The organism is Nocardiopsis sp. JB363, assembly GCF_900143625.1.
Classification (GTDB): Bacteria; Actinomycetota; Actinomycetes; order Streptosporangiales; family Streptosporangiaceae; genus Nocardiopsis.
In genome coordinates, this window is the sequence record NZ_FRFF01000121.1 from 1 (window position 1) to 20,021 (window position 20,021).

A 20,021-nucleotide genomic window follows, 5' to 3' on the forward strand; every position below is an offset into this window, starting at 1 on the left:
CTCGTTGGCAGCGGGAGATGTGTATTAGAGACTAGAGACTGGGCCGGGTGCGGGGGGTTCGGGCACGGGTGCGGGTTCGGAGACGGGATGTCCGCGCATACCGCCCACTGGACGTTTGGGGACCGATCCGGAGGAGGAGTCGTCGGAGCCGGTGTCGGGGGTGTCGTCGGTGTCCGGCCCCGGCTCCCGCGACGGTTCGGCGGCCCCGCCGTGCTCTCCGGTTCCGGCGCCGACCGGTGCGCTTCCCGAGAAACGCGGTCCCCGTGGGGGCTCGGCCGCGGGCCCGGCGCCCGCGCCGTTCTCCTCGTCCTTCGGGCCGACGGTGTCGGTGGCGTCGGGCGCCCCGGACGGTTCGGGGCCGCTCATGGCGGCCGCGGCGAACAAAGCCTCACCGGGACCGGCGTTGCCGGGTTCGTCGTGCGGCTCGGTCCACGGCACCGAGGTGGCCATGGAACGCAGTGTCCGCATCCACGCGGAGGCCTCCGGGCGTTCGGAGGGCTCGGTGGAGAACATGCCCATGAGGAGTTCGCGCCGCCCCTCGTCGGCGGTGGAGACCAACGGCAGCGCGCCGAAGCGTTCCCGCAGCTGCTCGGGGACGGGCGGCGGGTCTTCACCGGTCAGTGCGAAGTAGGCGATCGCGCCGAACGCGTACCGGTCCGTGGCGGGTGAGAACTCGCCGCTGAAGATCTCCGGGGCCGCGTATCCCGGCGTGAACCAAGGACGCGCCGTCATGTGCCGGGCGGCGATGCGGCTGAGCCCGAAGTCCACCAGGGTGGCCTGGCCCTCCTCGCTGACCATGACGTTGCCCGGGGACAGATCGCCGTGGACCACTACCCGTTTGGACGGGGTGGCCCGCCCCGAGTGCAGCACGTCCAGGACCTGGGCGACCTGTTCCAGGAACCCGAGCACCCGGCGGCGCCCGCTCGCGTCGTCGATCGGGTTCTCCGACCGCCAGTCCCGCAGGTCCAAGCCTTCGACATAGTTCATCACCAGGTAGAGGGCGCGGTCGGTTCGTTCCTCCGCGCCGCCCGCCGGGTGTTCGGGCGCCCCCTCGAAGTGTTCGCGGACCCCCACCACACCGAGCCGGTTGATGAAGCGCAGCAGCTCGGCCTGCTCGGACCAGCGCGCGCTGAGTTCGGTGAACTGTGACTCGTCCACTGTGACGTCGGAGTTCAGGACCTTGACCACGACGGGTTCGGTCTGTCCGGCGAGGGTCACCTCGGCGAGGTAGAGCGTGGCCTCACCGCCGCGTCCCACCGACCTGACCAGCCTGTACTTGTCCGGTCGGGAATCCGGGCCGACGTAGAGATGCAAACTCAAGGCTCTGACACTCGATTCCACAGAGGGGGGTTCATGGGGACTCGGGTGCCCGCAGGCACTCCGGACACCGTATCGGGAGCGGTTGTACGCTTACGCCCCGTAGGCCATCGTGACCGCCATCGGTCAGGGGCGAGGTTCTTTTGGTCCGATCGCAGGGGGTCACGCGTGCCGGAGGAGAGGGTCCTGGGCGGTCGATACCGCCTTCTGTCCAAGCTGGGCGCGGGCGGGATGGGCCAGGTCTGGCAGGCCGTGGACGAGCTGTTGGACCGGCCCGTCGCGGTGAAGCTGATCCAGCCCGGACGTGCGGACTCCGACGAGGTCGCGGCCCGGTTCCGCCGTGAGGCGCGGCTGACCGCGCGCCTGGCGGGGCACCCCAACGTGGTGATCCTGCACGACTTCGGTCACGACGCCGGGGGCGTGGTGTTCACGGTGATGGAGTTGGTGCCGGGACGCCCGTTGTCGGAGGTGATCAAGGGCAACGGCCCGTTGCCGATCGACCTGTCCGCGTCGTTGGTGTCGCAGGCCGCGGCGGGGTTGAGCGCGGCGCACGCCGCCGGGATCGTCCACCGAGACGTCAAGCCGGGCAACCTCATGGTGATCGAGGCCGGACCCGATGGGCCGGGGCTGAAGGTGGTGGACTTCGGTATCGCCGCGGTGGTCGCGGCCACCCAGAGCGACCGCATCACTCGGACGGGGCAGGTGATCGGCACACCGCTGTACATGCCCCCCGAACAGGTGCGCGGGGAGCGTGTGGACCGGGCCGGGGACCTGTACTCGCTGGGCGCCATCCTCTACCAGATGCTGACCGGTGAGCCCCCGTTCCACAGCCACCGACCGCTCACGGTGCTGCGCATGCACCTCGACCAGGAGCCCCTTCCTCCCTCCGCGCTACGCCCGGAGATCCCACCGGCGCTGTCCGAACTGGTGTCGCAGATGCTCGCGAAGAGGCCCGAGCAGCGGCCGGCGGGGGCCGAGGAGGTCCGTGACCGTCTCGCCCCACACCTGCCGCGTCGGCCCGCTCCGATCCCGGTCACCGAACCGGTGGCCACGCTGCCCTACACCCGGGAGGCACAGCCGGAGAGCAGCGGCGGGGCGTACCCCATCCGGCTCACGGAGCTGGTGGACGCCGCCAGGGATCGCGTCGACGAAGGCGACTTCGACACCGCCGCCGAAGAGCTGCGCACCCTGATCCCACTACTGCGAGCGGTGTACGGGGCCGACCACCCGGACACGCTGCGCGCCCGCCGCCGGGAGGCGTACGCGACCGGAAAGGGCGGCGACCACTCCGAGGCGGTCGCGGGGTTCGAGACGTTGCTGCCCGACCTGATCCGGGTGTACGGAACGCGCCACCCCGAGACCCTGGCGGCCCGCTACTACCTGGCCACCAACGCGGGCCGCGCCGGCGACCACGCCCTGGCCGCCCACACCCTGGAGGCGCTCCTGCCCGACCTGGTCGCGGTCGGCGGCCCCGATTCCACCAAGGTGCTCACCACACGCCTGTACCTGGGGTTCGAGGTGGGCGAGGCCGGTGAGACCAGCCGTGCGGTGGACCTGCTCGGCGGGTTGGTCCCGGACCTGGCCCGGCTGCGCGGCACCGACGCCCCCGTGACCCTGCGCGCCCGCCACTACCGGGCCGCCTACCTGGGTTACGACGGCCGGCTGGAAGAGGCGGTGCGCGAGTACGAGGCACTGCTCGCCGACCACGTTCGCCTTCACGGGGAAGAGGCCGAGAGCACCCGCGGCATCCGGACCCACCTCACCCTCTGGCGCGCCCACACCCCCTGACCCGGCGGGGTCCTCGTATGGAATCCGCCATCATCGTGCGAAAACCACCATCGATCGGCGGGATAGGGCGTGGGTGTCGGTGGTGGGTACTAGTGTTCTGGCCATGTCATCCAGGGACCTGAACGAGATCATGGACAGCGGCTGGGCGAAGGCGTTGGAGCCGGTCGCCCCACAGATCGCCGCGATGGGCGACTTCCTCCGTCAGGAAGTGGCCGCCGGACGCACCTATCTGCCCGCGGGCGACCACGTCCTGCGCGCCTTCCAACAGCCCTTCGACCAGGTGCGCGTCCTCCTCGTGGGTCAGGACCCCTACCCGACCCCGGGCAACGCCGTGGGGCTCAGCTTCTCCGTCGCTCCCGAGGTGCGCCTGCCCGGGAGCCTGCGCAACATCTACAAGGAGCTGGTCGAGGACGTCGACGTGCCGATGCCCTCCAACGGCGACCTCACCCCCTGGACCGAGCAGGGCGTGCTGCTGCTCAACCGTGTGCTCAGCGTCGCCCCCGGCAACCCCGGTTCGCATCGGGGCAAGGGTTGGGAGGCCATCACCGAACAGGCCATCCGTGCCCTGGCCGATCGCGACAAGCCGCTCGTGGCCATCCTGTGGGGACGCGACGCCCGTAACCTGCGCCCGCTGATGCCCGGGGTCCCCTGCGTGGAGTCCACTCACCCGAGCCCGATGTCGGCGCGCAACGGTTTCTTCGGTTCCAGGCCGTTCAGCAAGACCAACGCCATGCTCGCCGAACAAGGCGCCGAACCGGTGAACTGGCGGCTGCCGTAGGCACTCCCATCCCCTGGGAGCTCCCGAAGAAGTACCACCCTCGAACACGAACCATCCCCACGGACTCGGTGCCTCCCCCGGCGCCGAGTCCGCTGCTGTGCACCCCCTCGAACCGGAAAGGCCACCCCCGGCTATGGCGAAACGGCTCAGTTACGAAGACGCACTGCGCATCCTCGGTCAGAACGACTCCGAGGTCCTGGACCTGGCGGAGAAGCTCGCCGACGGCGGGTTGGGGATGGTGGGCGTCCCGGACCTGTTCGGGGTTCGGGGCGCACTGGTGAGCAAGGGACGCAAAGCTTTGGAGGGCATCCGCGGCAAGCTCAAGGGCGAGAGCCGAATGTCGCGGACGGAGAAGATCACCGCCGCCTACCAGGTCCTGGTGATCACGTCGTTCTTCGAGGCCGCCGATCAGGCCTTCGTCGAGGTCGGTATGCCCTTCGGTCTCGACGAACTGGAGATCACCGCCGAAGAGCAGTACACGCTGTTGGGTCGACACCTGGATCAGGGCACCGGGTTCCTGTTCCCCTTCACCCACTCGGGGTCGAGCCGCGCGGAGATCGACTGGCCGCTGCACCGGACCGGCGCCCCGGGCGACTTCACGTCCTTCGTGTTCGGACTGGCCGTGGCCGAACGGCACGGGTTCACCCCGGAGCACCCGCTGACGAAGGGGTTCCAACGGTCCCTGGTCCGGCACGCCTCGGCGCGGTTCAAGGAGGACGTCCTACGGCTCGGAGCCGACATCCCCGAGTTCGCCCTGTGGCTGCACGCGGCCGAACGCGAACGCGACCGGCGGGAGATCGGCACCGGCCTGGCCGACCTCCACGAGCGCCTCTCCCGCATCGGTTCGGACCGCCCGGTCTCGCGACGTCGACGGGAACTCTCGGCCGCCTATCAGGCGGTGCTCAACCGTCCCGTGCTGCGCTCGGACGAGGTCCCCTCCGGGCTGGCCCTGCCCTCGCTGCGCGAGGCCTACATTCCCCCACGTGGACGCGTCACCCTGACCAACAGCGGTAGTGCCCCCTCCCTCGACCGCTGGTGGCGGAACCTCCCCATCCAGGACGACCTCCAGGCCCTGGTGGCCTCGCTGATCACGCACCCTCGCGTCACCGAGTATCCGGTGGTCGTCCTCGGACACCCGGGCGCGGGCAAGTCCAAGTTCACCGAGATGCTCGCGGCGCAGCTACCGCCGGAGGACTTCCTGCCCATCCGGGTGGAGTTGCGTTCGGTCAGCCCGAACGCGCCCCTGCACGTCCAGATCGAGGAGGGGCTCAACGCCGACCTGCACACCTCGGTGTCCTGGCGGGACCTGGCCGACGACGCCGACGGCGCCCTGCCGGTGATCATCCTGGACGGGTTCGACGAACTCCTCCAGGCCACCGGCGTGGACCGCTCCGACTACCTGGAGCGCGTCCAGGAGTTCCAGCAGCAACAGGAGGCGCTGGGACAGCCGGTGGTCGTGATGGTCACCAGCCGCACCCTGGTGACCGAACGGACCCGGTTCCCGTCACTGACCACGGTGATCAGGTTGGAGCCCTTCGACGACGGCCAGATCGAACAGCTGTTGCGGGTGTGGAACCAGGCCAACGCCGACGCGTTCGAACGCAAGGGCCTGATCCCGCTGGAGGCGCGGACCCTGCTCCGCTACCGTGAGCTGGCCGAACAACCGTTGTTGATGCTGATGCTGCTCATCTACGACGCGCACGGCAACGCGCTGCGCCGCGACTCCGAGACGCTCTCCCACGGCGAGCTGTACGAACGCCTGCTGACGATGTTCGCCAAGCGCGAGGTGGAAAAGCACCGCGCCCGCCTGGGCGGACGAGCCCGGGAGGAGGCGGTGGAGGACGAGCTGCGCCGCCTGGAGGTCGCCGCGATGGCGATGTTCGCCCGCGGGCGGCAGAGCGTGCACGCCGACGAACTGGGCCAGGACCTGGACGTTCTGATGCCGGAGGCGGCCGAACGCCCCGAGGACACCGGCCTGCACGGCACCATCGCCCCCGCCCACCAAGTGCTGGGCCGTTTCTTCTTCGTCCACGAGGATCGCGCGCGGACCTCGGAGGGCACCAGCAGCGCCTTCGAGTTCCTGCATGCGACCTTCGGCGAGTACCTGGTGGCCCGTCTGGTCGTGGCGGTGTTGGAGGAACTCGCCGAGGATCGGAGCCGGGCCACACGGCGTCGGAACCGGGCGTCCCGGCTGGACGACGGCGAACTCTACGCCCTGTCCTCCTTCGCGGCCTTCGCCGGACGGGACAAGGTGGTGTCCTTCCTGGACGAGATGCTCCGAGCACGTACGAGCGAGGACCCCGGGCTCGGGGACGATCTGCGGGACCTGCTGATCGACCTGTTCCGCGAGGCGCCCTTCCCCGCCCCCAACCGTTCCTTCGCCGAGTACGAGCCCCAGCGGTTGCCGATCGCCACCCGGGAGGCCTGCTACACGGCGAATCTGATCACCCTGTTGGTCCTGCTCACCGAGGAGCCGATCCCGCTCGACGAGCTCTACCAGGACGTCCCGGACCTGCGCCAGACCTGGCGCCGCATGGTGGCCCTGTGGCGCCTGCTGCCCGCCTCCCAGTGGTTCGGGATCCTGGAGACGGTGCGGATCCGGCATCTGGGGTTCTGGGAGAACCAGGACCCCGTGTCGGTCCTGGAACGCGAGAGGGGCGGCCCGGTCAACCTCGGCGAGTGCACAGGGTTCGAGCTGCACGAGGACGCCCACGCGACTCCGGCCTTCATCGACCCGTACGAGATCGAGGTCCCGGAGGGAACGGTGGCGCAACGGTTCCTGCGTTCCCTGGCGATGCGGATCAACGGGACCGGTTCACGGTTGGCGCTCACCCTCTCCCCCTACCTGAAGCACGTCTCCCATGATCTGGGCAGATCCGTGGTCAAAGGCGAGACGGGGGACGTGGTCTGGGAAGTGGCCCACGACGTGCTGCGGTTGCGGTTGGAGCCGCTCGACGGTCTCTCCTCGGATCAGGTCGACGACCGGCTCACCTGCTATAAGCGCCTGCTCGGGCGAGATCTGGACAGGGTCACCCTGACCGTCCTGCGCCAGGGTTTGGAGGACCTGCGTTCCTGGCCCGAGCCTCGGCATGGTGAACAGCGCCAGACCCTGGCCCGGATGGCTCAGGACGCTCTCCGGGAGCAGGGCAACCACTCAGCCGAGACACCGGAGATCAAGGAGTCGCTCCGTCGCCTGCGCGGTGAGATCTTCCGGTTCCTGAACCAGGACGCGGAACGGGACGGAGCCGGCACATCGGCCCCGGCTGCGACCCCGTCAACGCCCTTCAGGTACCCACCGCTGCCCCCGGTGTCCTACCCGTCCACACCGGTGCCCCAAGAACGCGCGGAGAACACTGACGTTTCCGGGGCGTGGTGGGGTTCCTCGGGATGGTGAGGTGCCCGCTGAGCGGAGTTATCCACAGATTTCAGGTTCCCCTTCTGCGTCGGCGTTCCCTTACTTAAAGTGAACAAGTGAAGGCCCGTCTTCCTTCGCCCCTCGACACTCGGACGGAAAGGCCACCCCTCGATGGCGAAACTGCTCGGCTACGCAGATGCCCTGAAGGTTCTCGGCAAGCAGGATCGACCCGTGCTGGATTTCGCGGAGAAGCTGGCCGACGGTGGTCTGTCCGCGATCGGGGTGGGAGACCTGTTCGGGGCCAGAGAGTTCCTGGTGGGGCAGGGACGCAAGGCCCTGGAGAACCTGGAGGGCAAGCTCAGAGGAACGAGCAGACTGACCCGGACCCAGCGGATCGAAGCGGCCCATCAGGTACTGCTGGTCGTGTCGTTCTTCGAGCCGCTGGACGAGTGCCTGCGCGAAGCGGGGATGCGTCTGCGTGCAACGGACCTGGAGATGACCGGTGACGAGCAGTGGGAGCTACTGGATCGAGCGCTGCGCGCGGAGTCCGTGCACTCTCCAGAGGGGGCCTTCGTATGGGACCAGCAAGATCTCTTCGGTCGAGCGGAGGCGGTCTTCCAGGAGGCTTCCCACCACCTCCACAGGTTGATCGCGGGGCTGGCGGCGGTCGAACGCACCGATACCGGACCGGGAAGCCGACTCGCGCACGCCCTGGGGGAAGTACTGCCACAGCGCTCTTTGGAGAGTTACCGAGGGCACTACCTGGCCATGCGCGCGGAGGCCCCCGAGTTCGGGATCTGGGCACAGCTGCGCGAGCACGAGCAGACTCGCCGACGTGTCTCGGACGCCTTCGACGGCTTGCGAGAGGAACTCGGACGCTTCTCCTCCCTGCGCGAGGTGGGGGATCTGCGTCGCATGCTGTCTCTCAAGTACCGAGCCAAGCTGAACAGGCCGATCCTTCCCCTTGACGAAGTGCTACCGGACGCTCTGCCTCCCGGGATGGAAATCCCGGCCTTGAAGGACTGCTATGTCCCACCGAGCGCCCGAGTGGCTCGTGTGAGCAGGGGGCAGGACCCCTCCACACCCGTCTGGTGGGAAGTGCACGAAAGCCTGCCCGATCTACAGCACTTCCTGGTCTCTCGGTTCACCCATCCGGACGCGATCAGGTATCCGACCGTGGTCCTGGGTGAGCCCGGGGGCGGCAAATCCAAGCTCACCGAAGTCCTCAGCGCACAGCTACCGGAGGAGGACTTCCTCGTGGTCCGGGTGGAGCTTCGGTCGGTGAACGCCGACGCCGACGTGCACCGACAGATCGAGGAAGGGCTCGCACACGAGCACCGCGACCAGATCACCTGGCGAGAATTACTCGCGGAGGCCGACGGTGCGCTGCCCGTGGTCATTCTGGACGGGTTCGACGAACTCCTTCAGGCCTCGGGCATGGATCGGCACAACTACCTGGAACAGATCCAGGACTTCCAACGCCACCAGGAGGAGGTGGAACAGCCGGTCGCGGTACTCGTCACCAGTCGCACCCTCAGCGCGAGCCGGGTCCGCTTCCCCGAGAACACCACGGTGATCCGGCTGGAGCCATTCGATCAGGAACAAGTCGGCCGGGTACTGCGGGCGTGGAACAAGGCGAACTGGAGACTGTTCGGAACCACGAATCTGCGCGAACTGGCCCTGGGCCAGTTGATGGCCTATCCGGAACTGAGCCGACAACCGCTCCTGCTGTTGCTGCTCCTAGTCTACGACACCCAGGACAACGCCTTGCAACGGGCACCCGGGTCACTCTCCCTGGGTGAATTGTACGAACGGCTGCTGACCACCTTCGTCCATCGGCAGATCCGTAAACACTGGGCCGAGCTGAGCGAAAGAGATCTCAAGAAGGAGGTCCAGAAGGAGCTGCGCCGGCTGGAGGTGACGGCGCTCGCGATGTTCACCCGTCAGCGGCAGAGCGTCGCCTCGGAGGAACTGGAAGGGGACCTCAAGGAGTTCCGGTTGGGACAAGATTCCCACCGAATGGAGCGCCCGCAAGGTCGGCGGGTGCGCACCGCACAGCAGTTGTTGAGCCGGTTCTTCTTCGTTCACGTGTCCGAGGCACAGATCAAGGGAACCGACGAGACCGCGCAGAGCTCCTACGAGTTCCTGCACGCGACCTTCGGCGAGTACCTGGTGGCCCGTATGATCGGCCGAACACTGCGGTCGTTGGTGAACGACTATGTGCGTCATCTGGAAGACGATTCCTGGGACGGTGAGCCCCCCAATGACGGGTTCCTGTACGCCACGTCGTCCTTCGCCTGTTTCGGGGATCGGGAAAAGATTCTCGAATTCCTCAAGGAACTGCTCGGGAAGGATATCGACGGAATCGAGGAACGGCGCCGTCACTACGGCGAACTACTCATCGAGCTCTTCCGCGAGGCGCCCTTCCCCTCGGCGAACCGGCTGCACTCGGCCTACCAACCCCGGGGACGCATCCCGCTGACCAATAGGCAGGCCTACTACACGGCCAATCTGCTCACCCTGCTGCTCATCGCACGCGGCGAGCAGGTCGATATCGCCGAACTGTTCACCGAATCCGCAGCCGAGCCATCGACCCTGCACCAATGGCGGGCCGCGGCCTCACTGTGGCGTGCTCTACCCGGAACCGACTGGTTCACCGTCTTGGACACACTCCGGGTTCGCCATCTCAAAGACGGCCGTTCACTGCTGCGCTCGGAGGACCTATCAAGGGTCAACGTCGGAGAGAGCTTGGGCTTCGAACTGCGCCGGAATCCGGCCTTGCTCGCCAAAGTGATCGATCCGTACGCGATAAGCGTCCCCATCCACACTCAGACCGGTCAGATGCTGCGGTCGATGGCGCTCAGAGCCAACGGAACCGCGGCCCTGCTCGCCATCAGCTTCCTCCCCGCACTGCGGCTGAATCGGATGGGCTTGGAACTCCAGCGCTGGTTCTTAGAGCCGTCAGAGTCGTCAAAAATGGAAATAACCGCCTGGTCGCCCACCCACGAACTTCTTCTGTTGCGGCTACTTCCTGATCGGACCGAGTGGCCACGCAGGCTCGACGCCTACCGCAGGTTCCTCCGGTTCGATAACCATGGTCCCTTGGGACAGACAGGACTAGCCGTACTCCGTCAGGCAGCCGAGGACCTGAAAACGACCGATCCCTACTCCGAGTATGGGAAAGAGTTGGTGGAGCTGGTCACTGACTTTTTGAAGCAGAACACCGCTGCGGCGGCCCCTCCGTTCACCGATACCGAAAGCGTCGATTCGGCCTGGCACGAACCACCTGTTCCCACGACGGGTGAAAGGACCCACTCGGAGAATGTGGGAGCTGTCCTTCACCTGCTCGCGCCCTATCTACCACCGGATCTGCTGGACCGGGTCCGGCAGGGTGTCGATGAGTCCACCGCTGCCATTATCGAGATGGACGAACCACCCACCCCGACCACCCACTTCACCTCGTATGCGGATCTGGACGAGCACAGCGTGGTGGACCTGAAGCCGTTCTTGGGCAGGCCGGAGTCGGGGGGCTGACCCGGGCCTCGCCTAGCCCGCGAGGGCTCGCTTGATGAGGGCGGGGACGACCTGGCCGATGGGGTCGTGCAGGACCGCGCCGGCGTAGTCGTCGTAGGGGGTGGGTTCGGCGTTGATGATGCCCAGCGACGAGCGGGACATCATCGCCACGTCGCACAGCCCCGCGACCGGGTGGACGGTCAGGGACGTGCCGATGGCCAGGAACACGTCGGAGTCGCGGGCGGCCTGGGTGGCGGCCTCGATGACCTCGGGGTTCAACCGTTGGCCGAAGGAGATGGTGTCGGACTTCTGGATGCCTGCGCACACCACGCATCGGGGGTCGGACTCGTCGTCGAGACGGGCGAGCACGGCGGCGCTCGGGGTTCGTAGCCCGCATGACATGCACATCACCTGGAGCATGGTGCCGTGCACCTCGATGACCTGGTCGTCGGGCACCCCCGCCTTCTGGTGCAGGCCGTCGATGTTCTGGGTGATGAGGGCGCGCAGCCTGCCCGAGGCGGACAGGTCGGCCAGGGCCCGGTGGGCGGCGTTGGGTTCCGCCTCCCACACGCTGTGGGCGCGGCGGGCCAGCCAGACCTCGCGGCGGACGTTGATGTCGCCCATGTAGCAGTCGATGTCCGACAGCGCCTGGGCGTCGGGATCGTTGGTCCACAACCCCTCGGGGCCGCGGTAGTCGGGGATTCCGGAGTCGGTGGACACCCCCGCGCCGGTCAGGACGGTGATGCGTCGCGCGGACGCGAGGAGCTCGGCGGCGTGCTCGAACCCCTCGGGGTCGGCGAAGCTCGCGGTGTCATCGGTCATCGAGGCCATACCCCCTTCTTACCGCGCTCGGGATCCCTCTTTCGCACGGCCCACCCGCGAGCTGCGGACCTCGTCGGAAAACGAGGTCGTACTCTCGGGAACGTGTGGGGCGAGTGGTCGCATTGCCCGGCCGATGCACACGAGAGGGGCAAAGGGTGCCAAAATGCACACAATCATGAAGCAGTCCTACATTCTCGTGGTCAACGGGACCAAGGTTCAGCGCCCGGTGTTCGTACTGGGCGCTCCCCACTCCGGGGTTCCGCTGATCGCCCGTGCCCTGTCCCGCGCGCCCGGCTTCCACGTGGGAGCCGGTTCCTCCGGAGTGCTCAACACCGTGTACGCGGTGGCCAGGCGCCCCTCCCTCGCCTCGGAGAAGACCTTGGCCACCGCGAGCCTCTTCCGGGAGGCCTACGCGGAGGCCTGGCAGCTCACTCCCCTGACATGTCCGAAATGTCCGGGTCCGTACGCCCGGGTGCCCGCGAACACGGCTTCCGAGCCGTGTGAGCACAGCGTCGACGTGCGCCGCTACGGTGACGCCAGCCCCGACCTGCTCTACAGCGCGAGCGCCCTGCACGCGGCCTTCTCCGACGCCCTGTTCGTGCAGATCATCCGCGATGGCCGTGACGTCGTCGCGGACATGTTGGAGGACGAGGTGTCGTTGGCCTGGCTCAAGCCCAGTTTCATGAAGCTGGAGCACGAGTTCCCCAACCACTTCTTCGGGTTGGACGAGGAACCGGATCTGGAGCGGTTCACCGAGGGGTCGACGGCGACCAAGTGCGCGATGCGGTGGCGGGGCGCGTTGCGCATGTCCGCCGGGTTGCGCCGGGAGATCGGCCCCGACCAACTGTTGACGTTGCGGTACGAGGACGTGCAGGGCGGTGAGGTACAGACCGCGGAGAAGCTGCGGGAGTTCACCGGAGCCCGGGTGTCGGCCAGCGAACTGCTGAGCGATGACTCGCTGCGCGTGGGGTCGTGGAAGGAGCGGTTGTCGCGCCGGGACCACGGTGACGTGCACGAGGTGGCCCGCACCGAGCTGTCCCGTCTGGGCTATCTCTAGGGCATGTTCCGCGAATACATACCCTGCTGCGCGGCGCATCCACGGAACACGCCCTAGCCGACTCCCTGGGCGCCATGGACACGGAGCAGGGTCCGGGCGGCCTCCTGTGCGGTGTGCGCGGCGTCGGCGATCCCGGTGACGTTGCGGGCGACCACCGCCCCTTCGTGGAGCATGCCCAGGGTGTCGGCCAGGGGCTCGGGGTCGCCGGCCCCGGTCCGTGCGACCAGGTCCCGGTACAGGTCCCGTAGCCAGTGCTTCTGTTCCTCGGCCACGGCTCGACCGGGGTGTTCGGGGTCGGAGAGTTCGGCGTAGGCGTTGACCATGGCGCAGCCGCGTTCGTTCTCGTGGTCCATCCACTCGCCCAGGGCCGCGAAGGTGGCGACGACCCGGTCGGCGGGCGAGGTGTGCGCCTCCACCCGTGAGGTGAGGAAGTCGCGCCACCGTTGGTCTCGGGCGCGCAGGTAGGCCACGACCAGGCTCTGTTTGGACCCGAACCGGTCGTAGATGGTCTTCTTGGTGACTCCGGCCTCCTCGGCGATCAGTTCCATGCCGACGGTGTTGATGCCGCGGCTGTAGAAGAGCTCGGAGGCGACCTCCAGGACCCTGCGGGCCGCGGGTGTGAGCGGGCGCGGTGGGCTGGTGTGCACGACGTCTCCCTGGTCGGGTCCGATGACTACATTGAGAGTATACCGACCGGTGTGTTTACCTCAGCGGCATGAGCCTTTCCCACATCGTGTCCACTGCCCCGACCCATCGCCGTAACCTGGTCACACCGCTGCTCGCGGTGGGTTTGGTGGTGATGTGGAGCTCGGGTTTCGTCGGTGCCGAACTCGGCACCCGCCACGCGACCACCACGACCCTGTTGGCCTGGCGGTTCCTCATCGTGGCCGTGATATTGGCGGCCTGGTGCCTGTGGCGGGGGTCTCGGATGCGCCGCCGCGACCTGGCCCTGCACGCCCTCATCGGGCTGTTGGCCCAGGGCGGATACCTGTACGGCGTGGTGGCCGCCGCCGAACACGGGGTGTCGGCCGGCACGAGCGCGTTGGTCGCCGCGTTGCAGCCGATGGTGGCCACCGCCCTGGCCGTCCCCCTGCTGGGCGAACAGGTGCGCGGCCGACAGGTCCTGGGGTTGGCCGGGGGGCTCGGCGGTGTGGGGCTGGTGGTCGGTGCCGATCTGTTGGGGACGCACGCCGCCCCCTGGTGGGGTTACCTGTTGCCGTTGGGAGCGATGCTCTCGCTGGTGGCGGCCACCCTGGTGGAACGTCGGACCCGGCCCGGCGGGAACCTGGTCGAGGCGTTGGCCGTGCAGTGCTCGGTGAGCGCGGTGCTCTTCGTGGGTCTGGCCGCGGTGACCGGCACCCTCGCCCCACCCGCGGAACCGGGGTTCTGGGCGGCGGTGGCCTGGGTGGTGACGCTGTCCACCCTGGGCGGATACGGGTTGTACTGGGTCAACCTGGCGCGAACCGGCGTGGCCCGGGTCTCGGCGCTGCTCTACCTCACCCCGCCCACCACGATGCTGTGGACCTGGTGGATGTTCGGCGACCCCGTGGGACCGGGCCCGCTGGTCGGGCTGGGCGTGTGCCTGGCGGCGGTGTGGCTGGTGAGATCGGGTACGGATACGATGAGCACATGATCTCTACTGTGCTGTCCGTCCTGGCCCTGCTCGTCGTGGTCGGGATCTTCGCCTCGATCTTCGTCGGTGGCGCCGTCTACGTCGCGCGGACCCGCCGCAACGGCACCGAGGCCATGCTGCTCGGCGCCCGCAAGGTGCGCGAACTGCGCTGACCTGGGCCGATCTCACTCCTCCAAGTCGTCGGGGTCGGGACCGAACCGGCGACCCTCGTCGAGGGCTCCGATGCGCCCCATCTCCTCCCCCGAGAGTTCGAAGTCGAACACCTCGAAGTTGGAGCGGATGCGCACGGGTGTCACCGACTTGGGGATGACCATGTTGCCCAACTGAATGTGCCATCGCAGCAGGATCTGCGCGGTGGTCCGTTCGTGTTCCCGGGCGATCTCCACGATGAGCGGGTGTTCCAGCAACCGTCCCGAACCGAGGGGGCTCCATGCCTCGGTGACGATGTTGTGCTCGGCGTGGAAGGCGCGCAGTTCGGCCTGGCCGAGCAGCGGGTGCAACTCGATCTGGTTGACCATGGGGGCGATCCCTCCCTCCGCCAGGACACGTTCCAGGTGCGGACGTTGGAAGTTGCACACCCCGATCGAACGCGCCCGCCCCTCGGCGTAGAGACGTTCCATCGCCTTCCAGGTGGACACGTACCGGTCGTTTCCGGGCAGTGGCCAGTGCACGAGGTAGAGGTCGACCACGTCCGTCCCCAAACGTTCGGAGCTGGCGTCGAAGGCGCGCAGGGTCCGGTCGTATCCGTGGTCGGGGTTGGCGACCTTGGTGCTGACGTACACCTCGTCCCGTTCCAGCCCGGAACGGCGCAACGCCTTCCCCACACCGGTCTCGTTTCCGTAGGAGGCCGCGGTGTCGATACTGCGGTAACCGACGGCCAAGGCCTCCAGGACCGCGTCGGTCACGGCGTCGTCGGGCACCTGCCACACGCCGAAGCCCAGCTGCGGCATACGTAGCCCGTTGTTCAGTGTGATGGTGGGAACCGTCATCGTCTTCATCCCCCGTCGGCCCGGACGGCCGATCGCCGCGTGTGTCTTCCTTGCTCCCCGTTTTCGCGGCCTTGCCCGGCCGCTGTGCGCATCCTGCCACGTCGGACCGGGCGTGAACCTGAGGCTGCGCCGCTGTTGGTCCGGCTTTTTACCCCAATGGCCGGTCCCGGCCACGCGTGTGCGGGGGCGATAGTCTGCCCGCCCGAACCCGGAAGGGGACGAATGGGACACGAGGAGCGGCTGCGGGTCAGCGCGGAACTGGAGCGGGACCGCGGCGCGCTGGTCGACCGGATCGTCACCGAGGTGTACGCGGAGGTGCCCGCCTACAGGGCGCTGCACACCTCACAGCTGGCGGAGGTCCGGGCGATCACGTCGTGGCTGGTCACCCGTTCGATGGAGCTGTGGGCACGCGGCGCCGATCGCCTTCCGGAAGAGGACGTGGAGCGGCTGCGGGGCATCGGCCGGGCGCGCGCCGCCGACGGCCGGTCCATCGGCGCGGTGGTGCGCGCGCACCGGGTGGGTTCGGCCGCCGCGGTGCGGATCATCCGTGAACGGGCGGGCGATCGGCTCGACACCGACGACGTGTTCGCTCTGGGCGAACTCTGGTTGACCTCCCTCGACCAGATCTCCGAGAGCCTGTCCCAAGGCCACGTCGAGGCCGCCGACCGGCTCGACGCCGACCGGGAGCGGGCCCGCCGCGCCCTGCTCGACGACCTGCTCATCGGCCGCCAGTCCTCCCCCGGCGCGATCCGCGACCGGGCCCGCACGTTGGGCATCGCACCTCCCGACCCGGCCGTGCTGGTGGTGATCGAACCCGACGGTGAGATGGGGGCGACGGTGGCGGCGGGCCTGGACCTGCTGACCGGGGCGACCGGCGCGGATCCGCTGGTGACCACGCGTTCGAGTCGGGTGGTGGTGTTGGTCGCGGCCCAGGACACCGCGCGTGTCACCGCCGCGATGCTGGGGCGGGGCCTGCGGGGGTGCGCGTTGGCGCCACGCGGGCTCAGCGACATGTCGGCGGCCTACCGACTGGCGGATGGAGCCCTGGAGACCGCGCCGCCGCACGCCCTGGGCGACGACGGCCTCCTGCGCGAAGCCGACGCCTGTGTGCTCGCTCTGCTCAACGCCGGCGGGATCACCCCGGCCACGGTGCGCCGAACGGTCCTGGGGCCGCTGCTCAACCTCGAACACCGGCACCTGTTGGAGACACTGGGCGCCTACTTCCGGTCCGGGGCGGCCACCACCGCCGCCGATGAGCTGCACGTGCACGCCCAGACCCTGCGCTACCGGCTGCGTCGGATCCGTGAACTGACCGGGCACGACCCGCACCGGCCCTGGTCTCGGTTCGTGTTGGAGACCGCCTGCGCCATCGCCCCCTGAACCCGGGTGCGGAAGCGGGGAGGGGTGGGTAGGAACCGTGCGGCACCATCGCCCCCCGTCCGAGGAAGGCCGACGATGACCACCACCCCTCCACCCCTGCACGGCCCCGAGTTCGAGGCCGACCCGCACCCCGCCTACCGGTGGTTACGCGAGCACGATCCGGTGCACCGCGTGGAACTGCCCGGCGGCGCGTGGGCGTGGGTGGTGACCCGCTACGGCGACGCCCGCGAGGTGCTCGCCGACCCCGAGATGCTCAAGGATCCGCTGGCGGGGAACGCGACCTGGTTCGAGGCCGGGCTGGGTCTGCCCTACGACCACCGCGACAGCCTGCGGCGCAGCATGGTGAACGTGGACGCCCCCGACCACACGCGGCTGCGCCGGGTGGCGGGCGCGGCCTTCACACCCAGACGGGTGCGGGCGCTGGAGGAGAGCGCCGAACGGGTCACCGATCGCCTGTTGGACGCGTTGGTCACCTCCCCCGACCCCGATCTGGTGCGCGACCTGGCCTACCCGCTGCCGATCGCCATCATCTGCGACATCCTCGGGGTGCCCGAGTCCGACCGGCCCGAGTTCCACCGGCAGGCGGCGGTGATCGACTCCTCGTCCTTCGAAGAGGTCGAGGCGATCGCCGCGACCACCGACTGGTTCGACTCCTACCTGGGTTCGCTGGTGGACGCCCGGCTGGCCGAACCGACCGACGACCTGCTCAACGACCTGGTGGCGGCGCACCGTGCCGGGGACCTCACCCGTGACGAGGTGACCTCCACGGCGTTCCTGTTGTTGGTGGCCGGGCACGAGACGACCGTGGCGCTGATCGGCAACATGCTGCTGACCCTGCTGCGCCACCCCCACCAGCTGGAACGTGTCCGCGGCGACCGTTCCCTGCTGGATTCGGCGATCGAGGAGTCACTGCGGTTGGAGAGCCCGCTACAGAACGCGACCTGGCGGTTCCCCGCCCGGCCCACCACCGTGGGCGGGGTTCCTCTGGAGGCCGGCGAACCCGTGCTGGTGTCGCTGTTGGCCGCCGGACGCGACCCGGATCAGTACGAGGACCCGGATTCCTTCGCCCTCGACCGCGGCTCCTCGCACCTGTCGTTCGGACACGGGGCGCACTTCTGCGTCGGCGCCCGCCTGGCCCGGATGGAGGCGCGTGTGGCGGTGGGCGCGGTCCTGGACCGCCTACCCGGACTGCGGCTCGCCGTCCCCGAATCCGAACTGCGCTGGTGGCCGAGCATGATCATGCACGGGCTGTTCGCGCTGCCGGTGACCTTCGGCCCGGTCCGGTAGACCGTGCTCCGGCCGGCCGGGTGAAGTCTTGCCCTGCCATGGGGTGCTGTTTCTCCCGTGACAACGGTCGGTGGCCGAGACTGGCAGGCGGGACGCGTCCAACCGCGTTCCGCCACCTACTCGCAAGGGGGGAATCGGTCGTGACGACCTCCGATCAGCGCACGAACACGCCCAAGCCGCGCAGCAGCCAGCCGTGGCTCCATCAGCGGGGCGAGGAGATCCAGCAATTCGGGACGGTCCGCCAACTTCCGGTCGGGTTGTCCTACGACACCCGGATGTACTCGTGCCAGCGGCTCAACCAGGTCCTGTGCGACACCCGCATCCTGCACGACCTCTACAAGAAGCATCACTGGTTGATGCGCGGTCAGACCTTCTACCAGCTGCACCTGCTCATGGACAAGCACGCCGACGAGCAGTTGGAGCTGATCGACACCGTCGCCGAGCGCGTCCAGACCTTGGGCGGCGTGGCCGTGGGCGACCCCCGACACGTCGCGGAGATCACCAGGATCCCGCGTCCACCGAACGGGGTGGAGGAGGTTCCGGCGATGCTCTCCCGCCTGTTGGAGGCCCACGAGACCATCCTGGAGGAGTGCCACGACGCGGCCGCGCGCGTGCAGGAGTTGGGTGACGACGGCACCAACGACGTACTGGTCTCGGACGTGATCCGCACCAACGAGCTGGAAGCGTGGTTCGTGGCCGAACACCTGGTGGACACCCCACTGGTGAGCGGCTGATCCACACGGACCACCAGGGCCGGGCGCCATAGCGGTGCCCGGCCCTGGGCCGAGGCGAGGTCGCGGTCCGGAAACGGTCCGCCTCCGGGGGGAATCGAATGAGACGAGAGGGTAGGTAACCGGGCGTTGATCCGTGCCCCATCGGTGTTCCCGGGGGGTACGACGCCCGTACTCCCGATCCCCCGGAGGTACTCGACGTGCCCGCTTCCCTGGCCCTGCCCCGTGTTCTACGCGTGGGTGCGGGGGCCTCGACCGAACTGGCCGAGGTCCTGAACTCACTCGGCCTGTCCCGTCCCCTGCTGGTGACCGACCCCTTCATCGCCTCCCGCCCCTTCTTCCAGGAGATCCTGAGCCGGCTGGAGCAGACCGGGATCTCGCCCGGGGTGTTCGCCGAGACCGTGCCCGACCCCACCACCGACGTGGTGGACGCGGGGGTGCGGGCACTGCGAGAAGGCGACTTCGACTCGTTGGTGGGGGTGGGCGGCGGCAGCCCCATCGACACCGCCAAGGCCGTCGCCCTGCTCGGCGCGCACGGAGGCCGTATGCGCGACTACAAGGCTCCGGTGGTCACCGACGCGCCCGCCCTGCCGGTGGTGGCGGTGCCGACCACCGCGGGCACGGGTTCGGAGTCGACCCGCTACAGCATCATCACCGACGTGGAGACCGACGAGAAGATGCTGTGCGCGGGGCTGGCGATGCTGCCGCGGGCGGCGTTGGTGGACTTCGAACTGACCCTGGACATGCCGGCCCGGCTGACCGCCGACACCGGGGTGGACGCCCTGACCCACGCGATCGAGGCGTTCGTGAGCGCCAAGGCCAACCCCATCTCGGACGGGCTGGCCCGGGACGCGATGCGCACGCTCTTCGCCCACCTGCGGTCGGCCTACACCGACCCCGACGACCGGACCGCCCGGGAGGCGGTCATGGCGGGCGCCACCCAGGCGGGGATGGCCTTCTCCAACTCCAGTGTGGCCCTGGTGCACGGAATGAGCCGGCCGATCGGCGCGCACTTCAAGGTGGCGCACGGGCTGTCGAACGCGATGCTGCTGCCGATCGTCACGGAGTTCTCGGTGGGATCGGCGCCGGACCGCTACGCCGACTGCGCCAGGGCGATGGGGATGGCCGCGCCGGGCAGCACGGACGGTGAGGCCACAGGGGCACTGGTGTGGGAGCTGCGCCTGCTCAACGAGGAGTTGGACGTGCCCTCCCCCCGTGCCCACGGGATCGACGCCGAACGCTGGTGGGAACTGGCTCCGCTGATGGCGGAGCAGGCGTTGGCCTCGGGGTCACCGGCGAACAACCCGCGGGTTCCCAGCGCCGAGGAGATCGTGGAGCTGTACCACGCCGTCTACGGCTGATCGGGAGAGG

Annotated in this window: 15 protein-coding genes; 11 read left to right on the top strand and 4 right to left on the bottom strand. The window is 68.7% G+C overall.

Going from position 1 to position 20,021, the window contains the following annotated elements:
- Nucleotides 1–24: 24 nt before the first annotated feature.
- Nucleotides 25–1,320 carry a serine/threonine-protein kinase gene (locus BQ8420_RS17440; protein WP_087100190.1) on the bottom strand — a complete coding sequence of 432 codons (1,296 nt, stop codon included), beginning with the start codon at nucleotides 1,318–1,320 and terminating at the stop codon, nucleotides 25–27.
- 165 nt (nucleotides 1,321–1,485) lie between these two features.
- Between BQ8420_RS17440 and BQ8420_RS17445 the strand changes: the two genes are divergently transcribed.
- The 4 genes from BQ8420_RS17445 to BQ8420_RS17460 all read left to right on the top strand — a co-directional run bounded on the left by BQ8420_RS17445 (nucleotide 1,486) and on the right by BQ8420_RS17460 (nucleotide 10,772).
- Nucleotides 1,486–3,105, top strand: coding sequence for a serine/threonine-protein kinase (locus BQ8420_RS17445; RefSeq protein ID WP_087100191.1), 1,620 nt, complete (start codon nucleotides 1,486–1,488; stop codon nucleotides 3,103–3,105).
- 103 nt (nucleotides 3,106–3,208) lie between these two features.
- Nucleotides 3,209–3,883: a uracil-DNA glycosylase gene (locus BQ8420_RS17450; RefSeq protein WP_087100192.1), complete on the top strand. Its 675-nt coding sequence runs from the start codon at nucleotides 3,209–3,211 to the stop codon at nucleotides 3,881–3,883.
- Nucleotides 3,884–4,016: 133 nt separating this feature from the next.
- Nucleotides 4,017–7,277, top strand: coding sequence for an NACHT domain-containing NTPase (locus tag BQ8420_RS17455; RefSeq protein WP_235006334.1), 3,261 nt, complete (start codon nucleotides 4,017–4,019; stop codon nucleotides 7,275–7,277).
- 132 nt (nucleotides 7,278–7,409) lie between these two features.
- Entirely contained in the window at nucleotides 7,410–10,772 is a 3,363-nt protein-coding gene (locus tag BQ8420_RS17460) for an NACHT domain-containing NTPase (RefSeq protein WP_087100193.1), read from the top strand.
- A gap of 12 nt (nucleotides 10,773–10,784) precedes the next feature.
- Here BQ8420_RS17460 and BQ8420_RS17465 read toward each other — a convergent pair whose 3' ends face one another.
- Nucleotides 10,785–11,582 (bottom strand): Sir2 family NAD-dependent protein deacetylase, encoded by a 798-nt coding sequence (locus BQ8420_RS17465; protein WP_087100194.1) that lies wholly within the window; start codon nucleotides 11,580–11,582, stop codon nucleotides 10,785–10,787.
- A gap of 166 nt (nucleotides 11,583–11,748) precedes the next feature.
- Between BQ8420_RS17465 and BQ8420_RS17470 the strand changes: the two genes are divergently transcribed.
- Complete coding sequence (locus tag BQ8420_RS17470) at nucleotides 11,749–12,630, top strand: sulfotransferase (protein ID WP_087100195.1); 882 nt, start codon at nucleotides 11,749–11,751, stop codon at nucleotides 12,628–12,630.
- Nucleotides 12,631–12,683: 53 nt separating this feature from the next.
- Here the strand turns inward: BQ8420_RS17470 and BQ8420_RS17475 are convergent, their stop codons facing one another.
- Nucleotides 12,684–13,277 carry a TetR/AcrR family transcriptional regulator gene (locus BQ8420_RS17475; RefSeq protein WP_087100196.1) on the bottom strand — a complete coding sequence of 198 codons (594 nt, stop codon included), beginning with the start codon at nucleotides 13,275–13,277 and terminating at the stop codon, nucleotides 12,684–12,686.
- Between the two features lie 68 nt (nucleotides 13,278–13,345).
- Here BQ8420_RS17475 and BQ8420_RS17480 point away from each other — a divergent pair, with 68 nt between their 5' ends.
- Nucleotides 13,346–14,263: a DMT family transporter gene (locus BQ8420_RS17480; protein ID WP_087100197.1), complete on the top strand. Its 918-nt coding sequence runs from the start codon at nucleotides 13,346–13,348 to the stop codon at nucleotides 14,261–14,263.
- Nucleotides 14,260–14,415, top strand: a complete 156-nt coding sequence (locus tag BQ8420_RS32330) for a hypothetical protein (protein ID WP_200815970.1) — start codon at nucleotides 14,260–14,262, stop codon at nucleotides 14,413–14,415. The genes BQ8420_RS17480 and BQ8420_RS32330 overlap by 4 nt, the downstream gene beginning before the upstream one ends.
- A gap of 12 nt (nucleotides 14,416–14,427) precedes the next feature.
- On the opposite strand, the gene BQ8420_RS17485 is transcribed toward BQ8420_RS32330, so the two are convergent.
- Entirely contained in the window at nucleotides 14,428–15,252 is an 825-nt protein-coding gene (locus BQ8420_RS17485; RefSeq protein WP_200815971.1) for an aldo/keto reductase, read from the bottom strand.
- Nucleotides 15,253–15,474: 222 nt separating this feature from the next.
- Here BQ8420_RS17485 and BQ8420_RS17490 point away from each other — a divergent pair, with 222 nt between their 5' ends.
- The 4 genes from BQ8420_RS17490 (at nucleotide 15,475) to BQ8420_RS17505 (ending at nucleotide 20,011) form a co-directional block, all read left to right on the top strand.
- Nucleotides 15,475–16,632, top strand: a complete 1,158-nt coding sequence (locus tag BQ8420_RS17490) for a CdaR family transcriptional regulator (RefSeq protein WP_087100199.1) — start codon at nucleotides 15,475–15,477, stop codon at nucleotides 16,630–16,632.
- Nucleotides 16,633–16,707: 75 nt separating this feature from the next.
- Nucleotides 16,708–17,919: a cytochrome P450 gene (locus tag BQ8420_RS17495; protein ID WP_087100200.1), complete on the top strand. Its 1,212-nt coding sequence runs from the start codon at nucleotides 16,708–16,710 to the stop codon at nucleotides 17,917–17,919.
- Nucleotides 17,920–18,059: 140 nt separating this feature from the next.
- Nucleotides 18,060–18,653, top strand: coding sequence for a Dps family protein (locus BQ8420_RS17500; RefSeq protein ID WP_087100201.1), 594 nt, complete (start codon nucleotides 18,060–18,062; stop codon nucleotides 18,651–18,653).
- Between the two features lie 197 nt (nucleotides 18,654–18,850).
- On the top strand, nucleotides 18,851–20,011 hold the full coding sequence (locus BQ8420_RS17505) for an iron-containing alcohol dehydrogenase (protein WP_087100202.1): 1,161 nt from the start codon (nucleotides 18,851–18,853) through the stop codon (nucleotides 20,009–20,011).
- The last annotated feature ends 10 nt before the right edge of the window (nucleotides 20,012–20,021 follow it).

Excerpts from the sequence above, each read along its gene's own strand:
- BQ8420_RS32330 (WP_200815970.1), top strand. The coding sequence starts at position 14,260 with ATGATCTCTACTGTGCTGTCCGTCCTGGCCCTGCTCGTCGTGGTCGGG.
- BQ8420_RS17450 (WP_087100192.1), top strand. The coding sequence starts at position 3,209 with ATGTCATCCAGGGACCTGAACGAGATCATGGACAGCGGCTGGGCGAAG.
- BQ8420_RS17460 (WP_087100193.1), top strand. The coding sequence starts at position 7,410 with ATGGCGAAACTGCTCGGCTACGCAGATGCCCTGAAGGTTCTCGGCAAG.
- BQ8420_RS17480 (WP_087100197.1), top strand. The coding sequence starts at position 13,346 with ATGAGCCTTTCCCACATCGTGTCCACTGCCCCGACCCATCGCCGTAAC.
- BQ8420_RS17470 (WP_087100195.1), top strand. The coding sequence starts at position 11,749 with ATGAAGCAGTCCTACATTCTCGTGGTCAACGGGACCAAGGTTCAGCGC.
- BQ8420_RS17455 (WP_235006334.1), top strand. The coding sequence starts at position 4,017 with ATGGCGAAACGGCTCAGTTACGAAGACGCACTGCGCATCCTCGGTCAG.
- BQ8420_RS17485 (WP_200815971.1), bottom strand. The coding sequence starts at position 15,252 with ATGACGGTTCCCACCATCACACTGAACAACGGGCTACGTATGCCGCAG.
- BQ8420_RS17465 (WP_087100194.1), bottom strand. The coding sequence starts at position 11,582 with ATGGCCTCGATGACCGATGACACCGCGAGCTTCGCCGACCCCGAGGGG.
- BQ8420_RS17495 (WP_087100200.1), top strand. The coding sequence starts at position 16,708 with ATGACCACCACCCCTCCACCCCTGCACGGCCCCGAGTTCGAGGCCGAC.
- BQ8420_RS17490 (WP_087100199.1), top strand. The coding sequence starts at position 15,475 with ATGGGACACGAGGAGCGGCTGCGGGTCAGCGCGGAACTGGAGCGGGAC.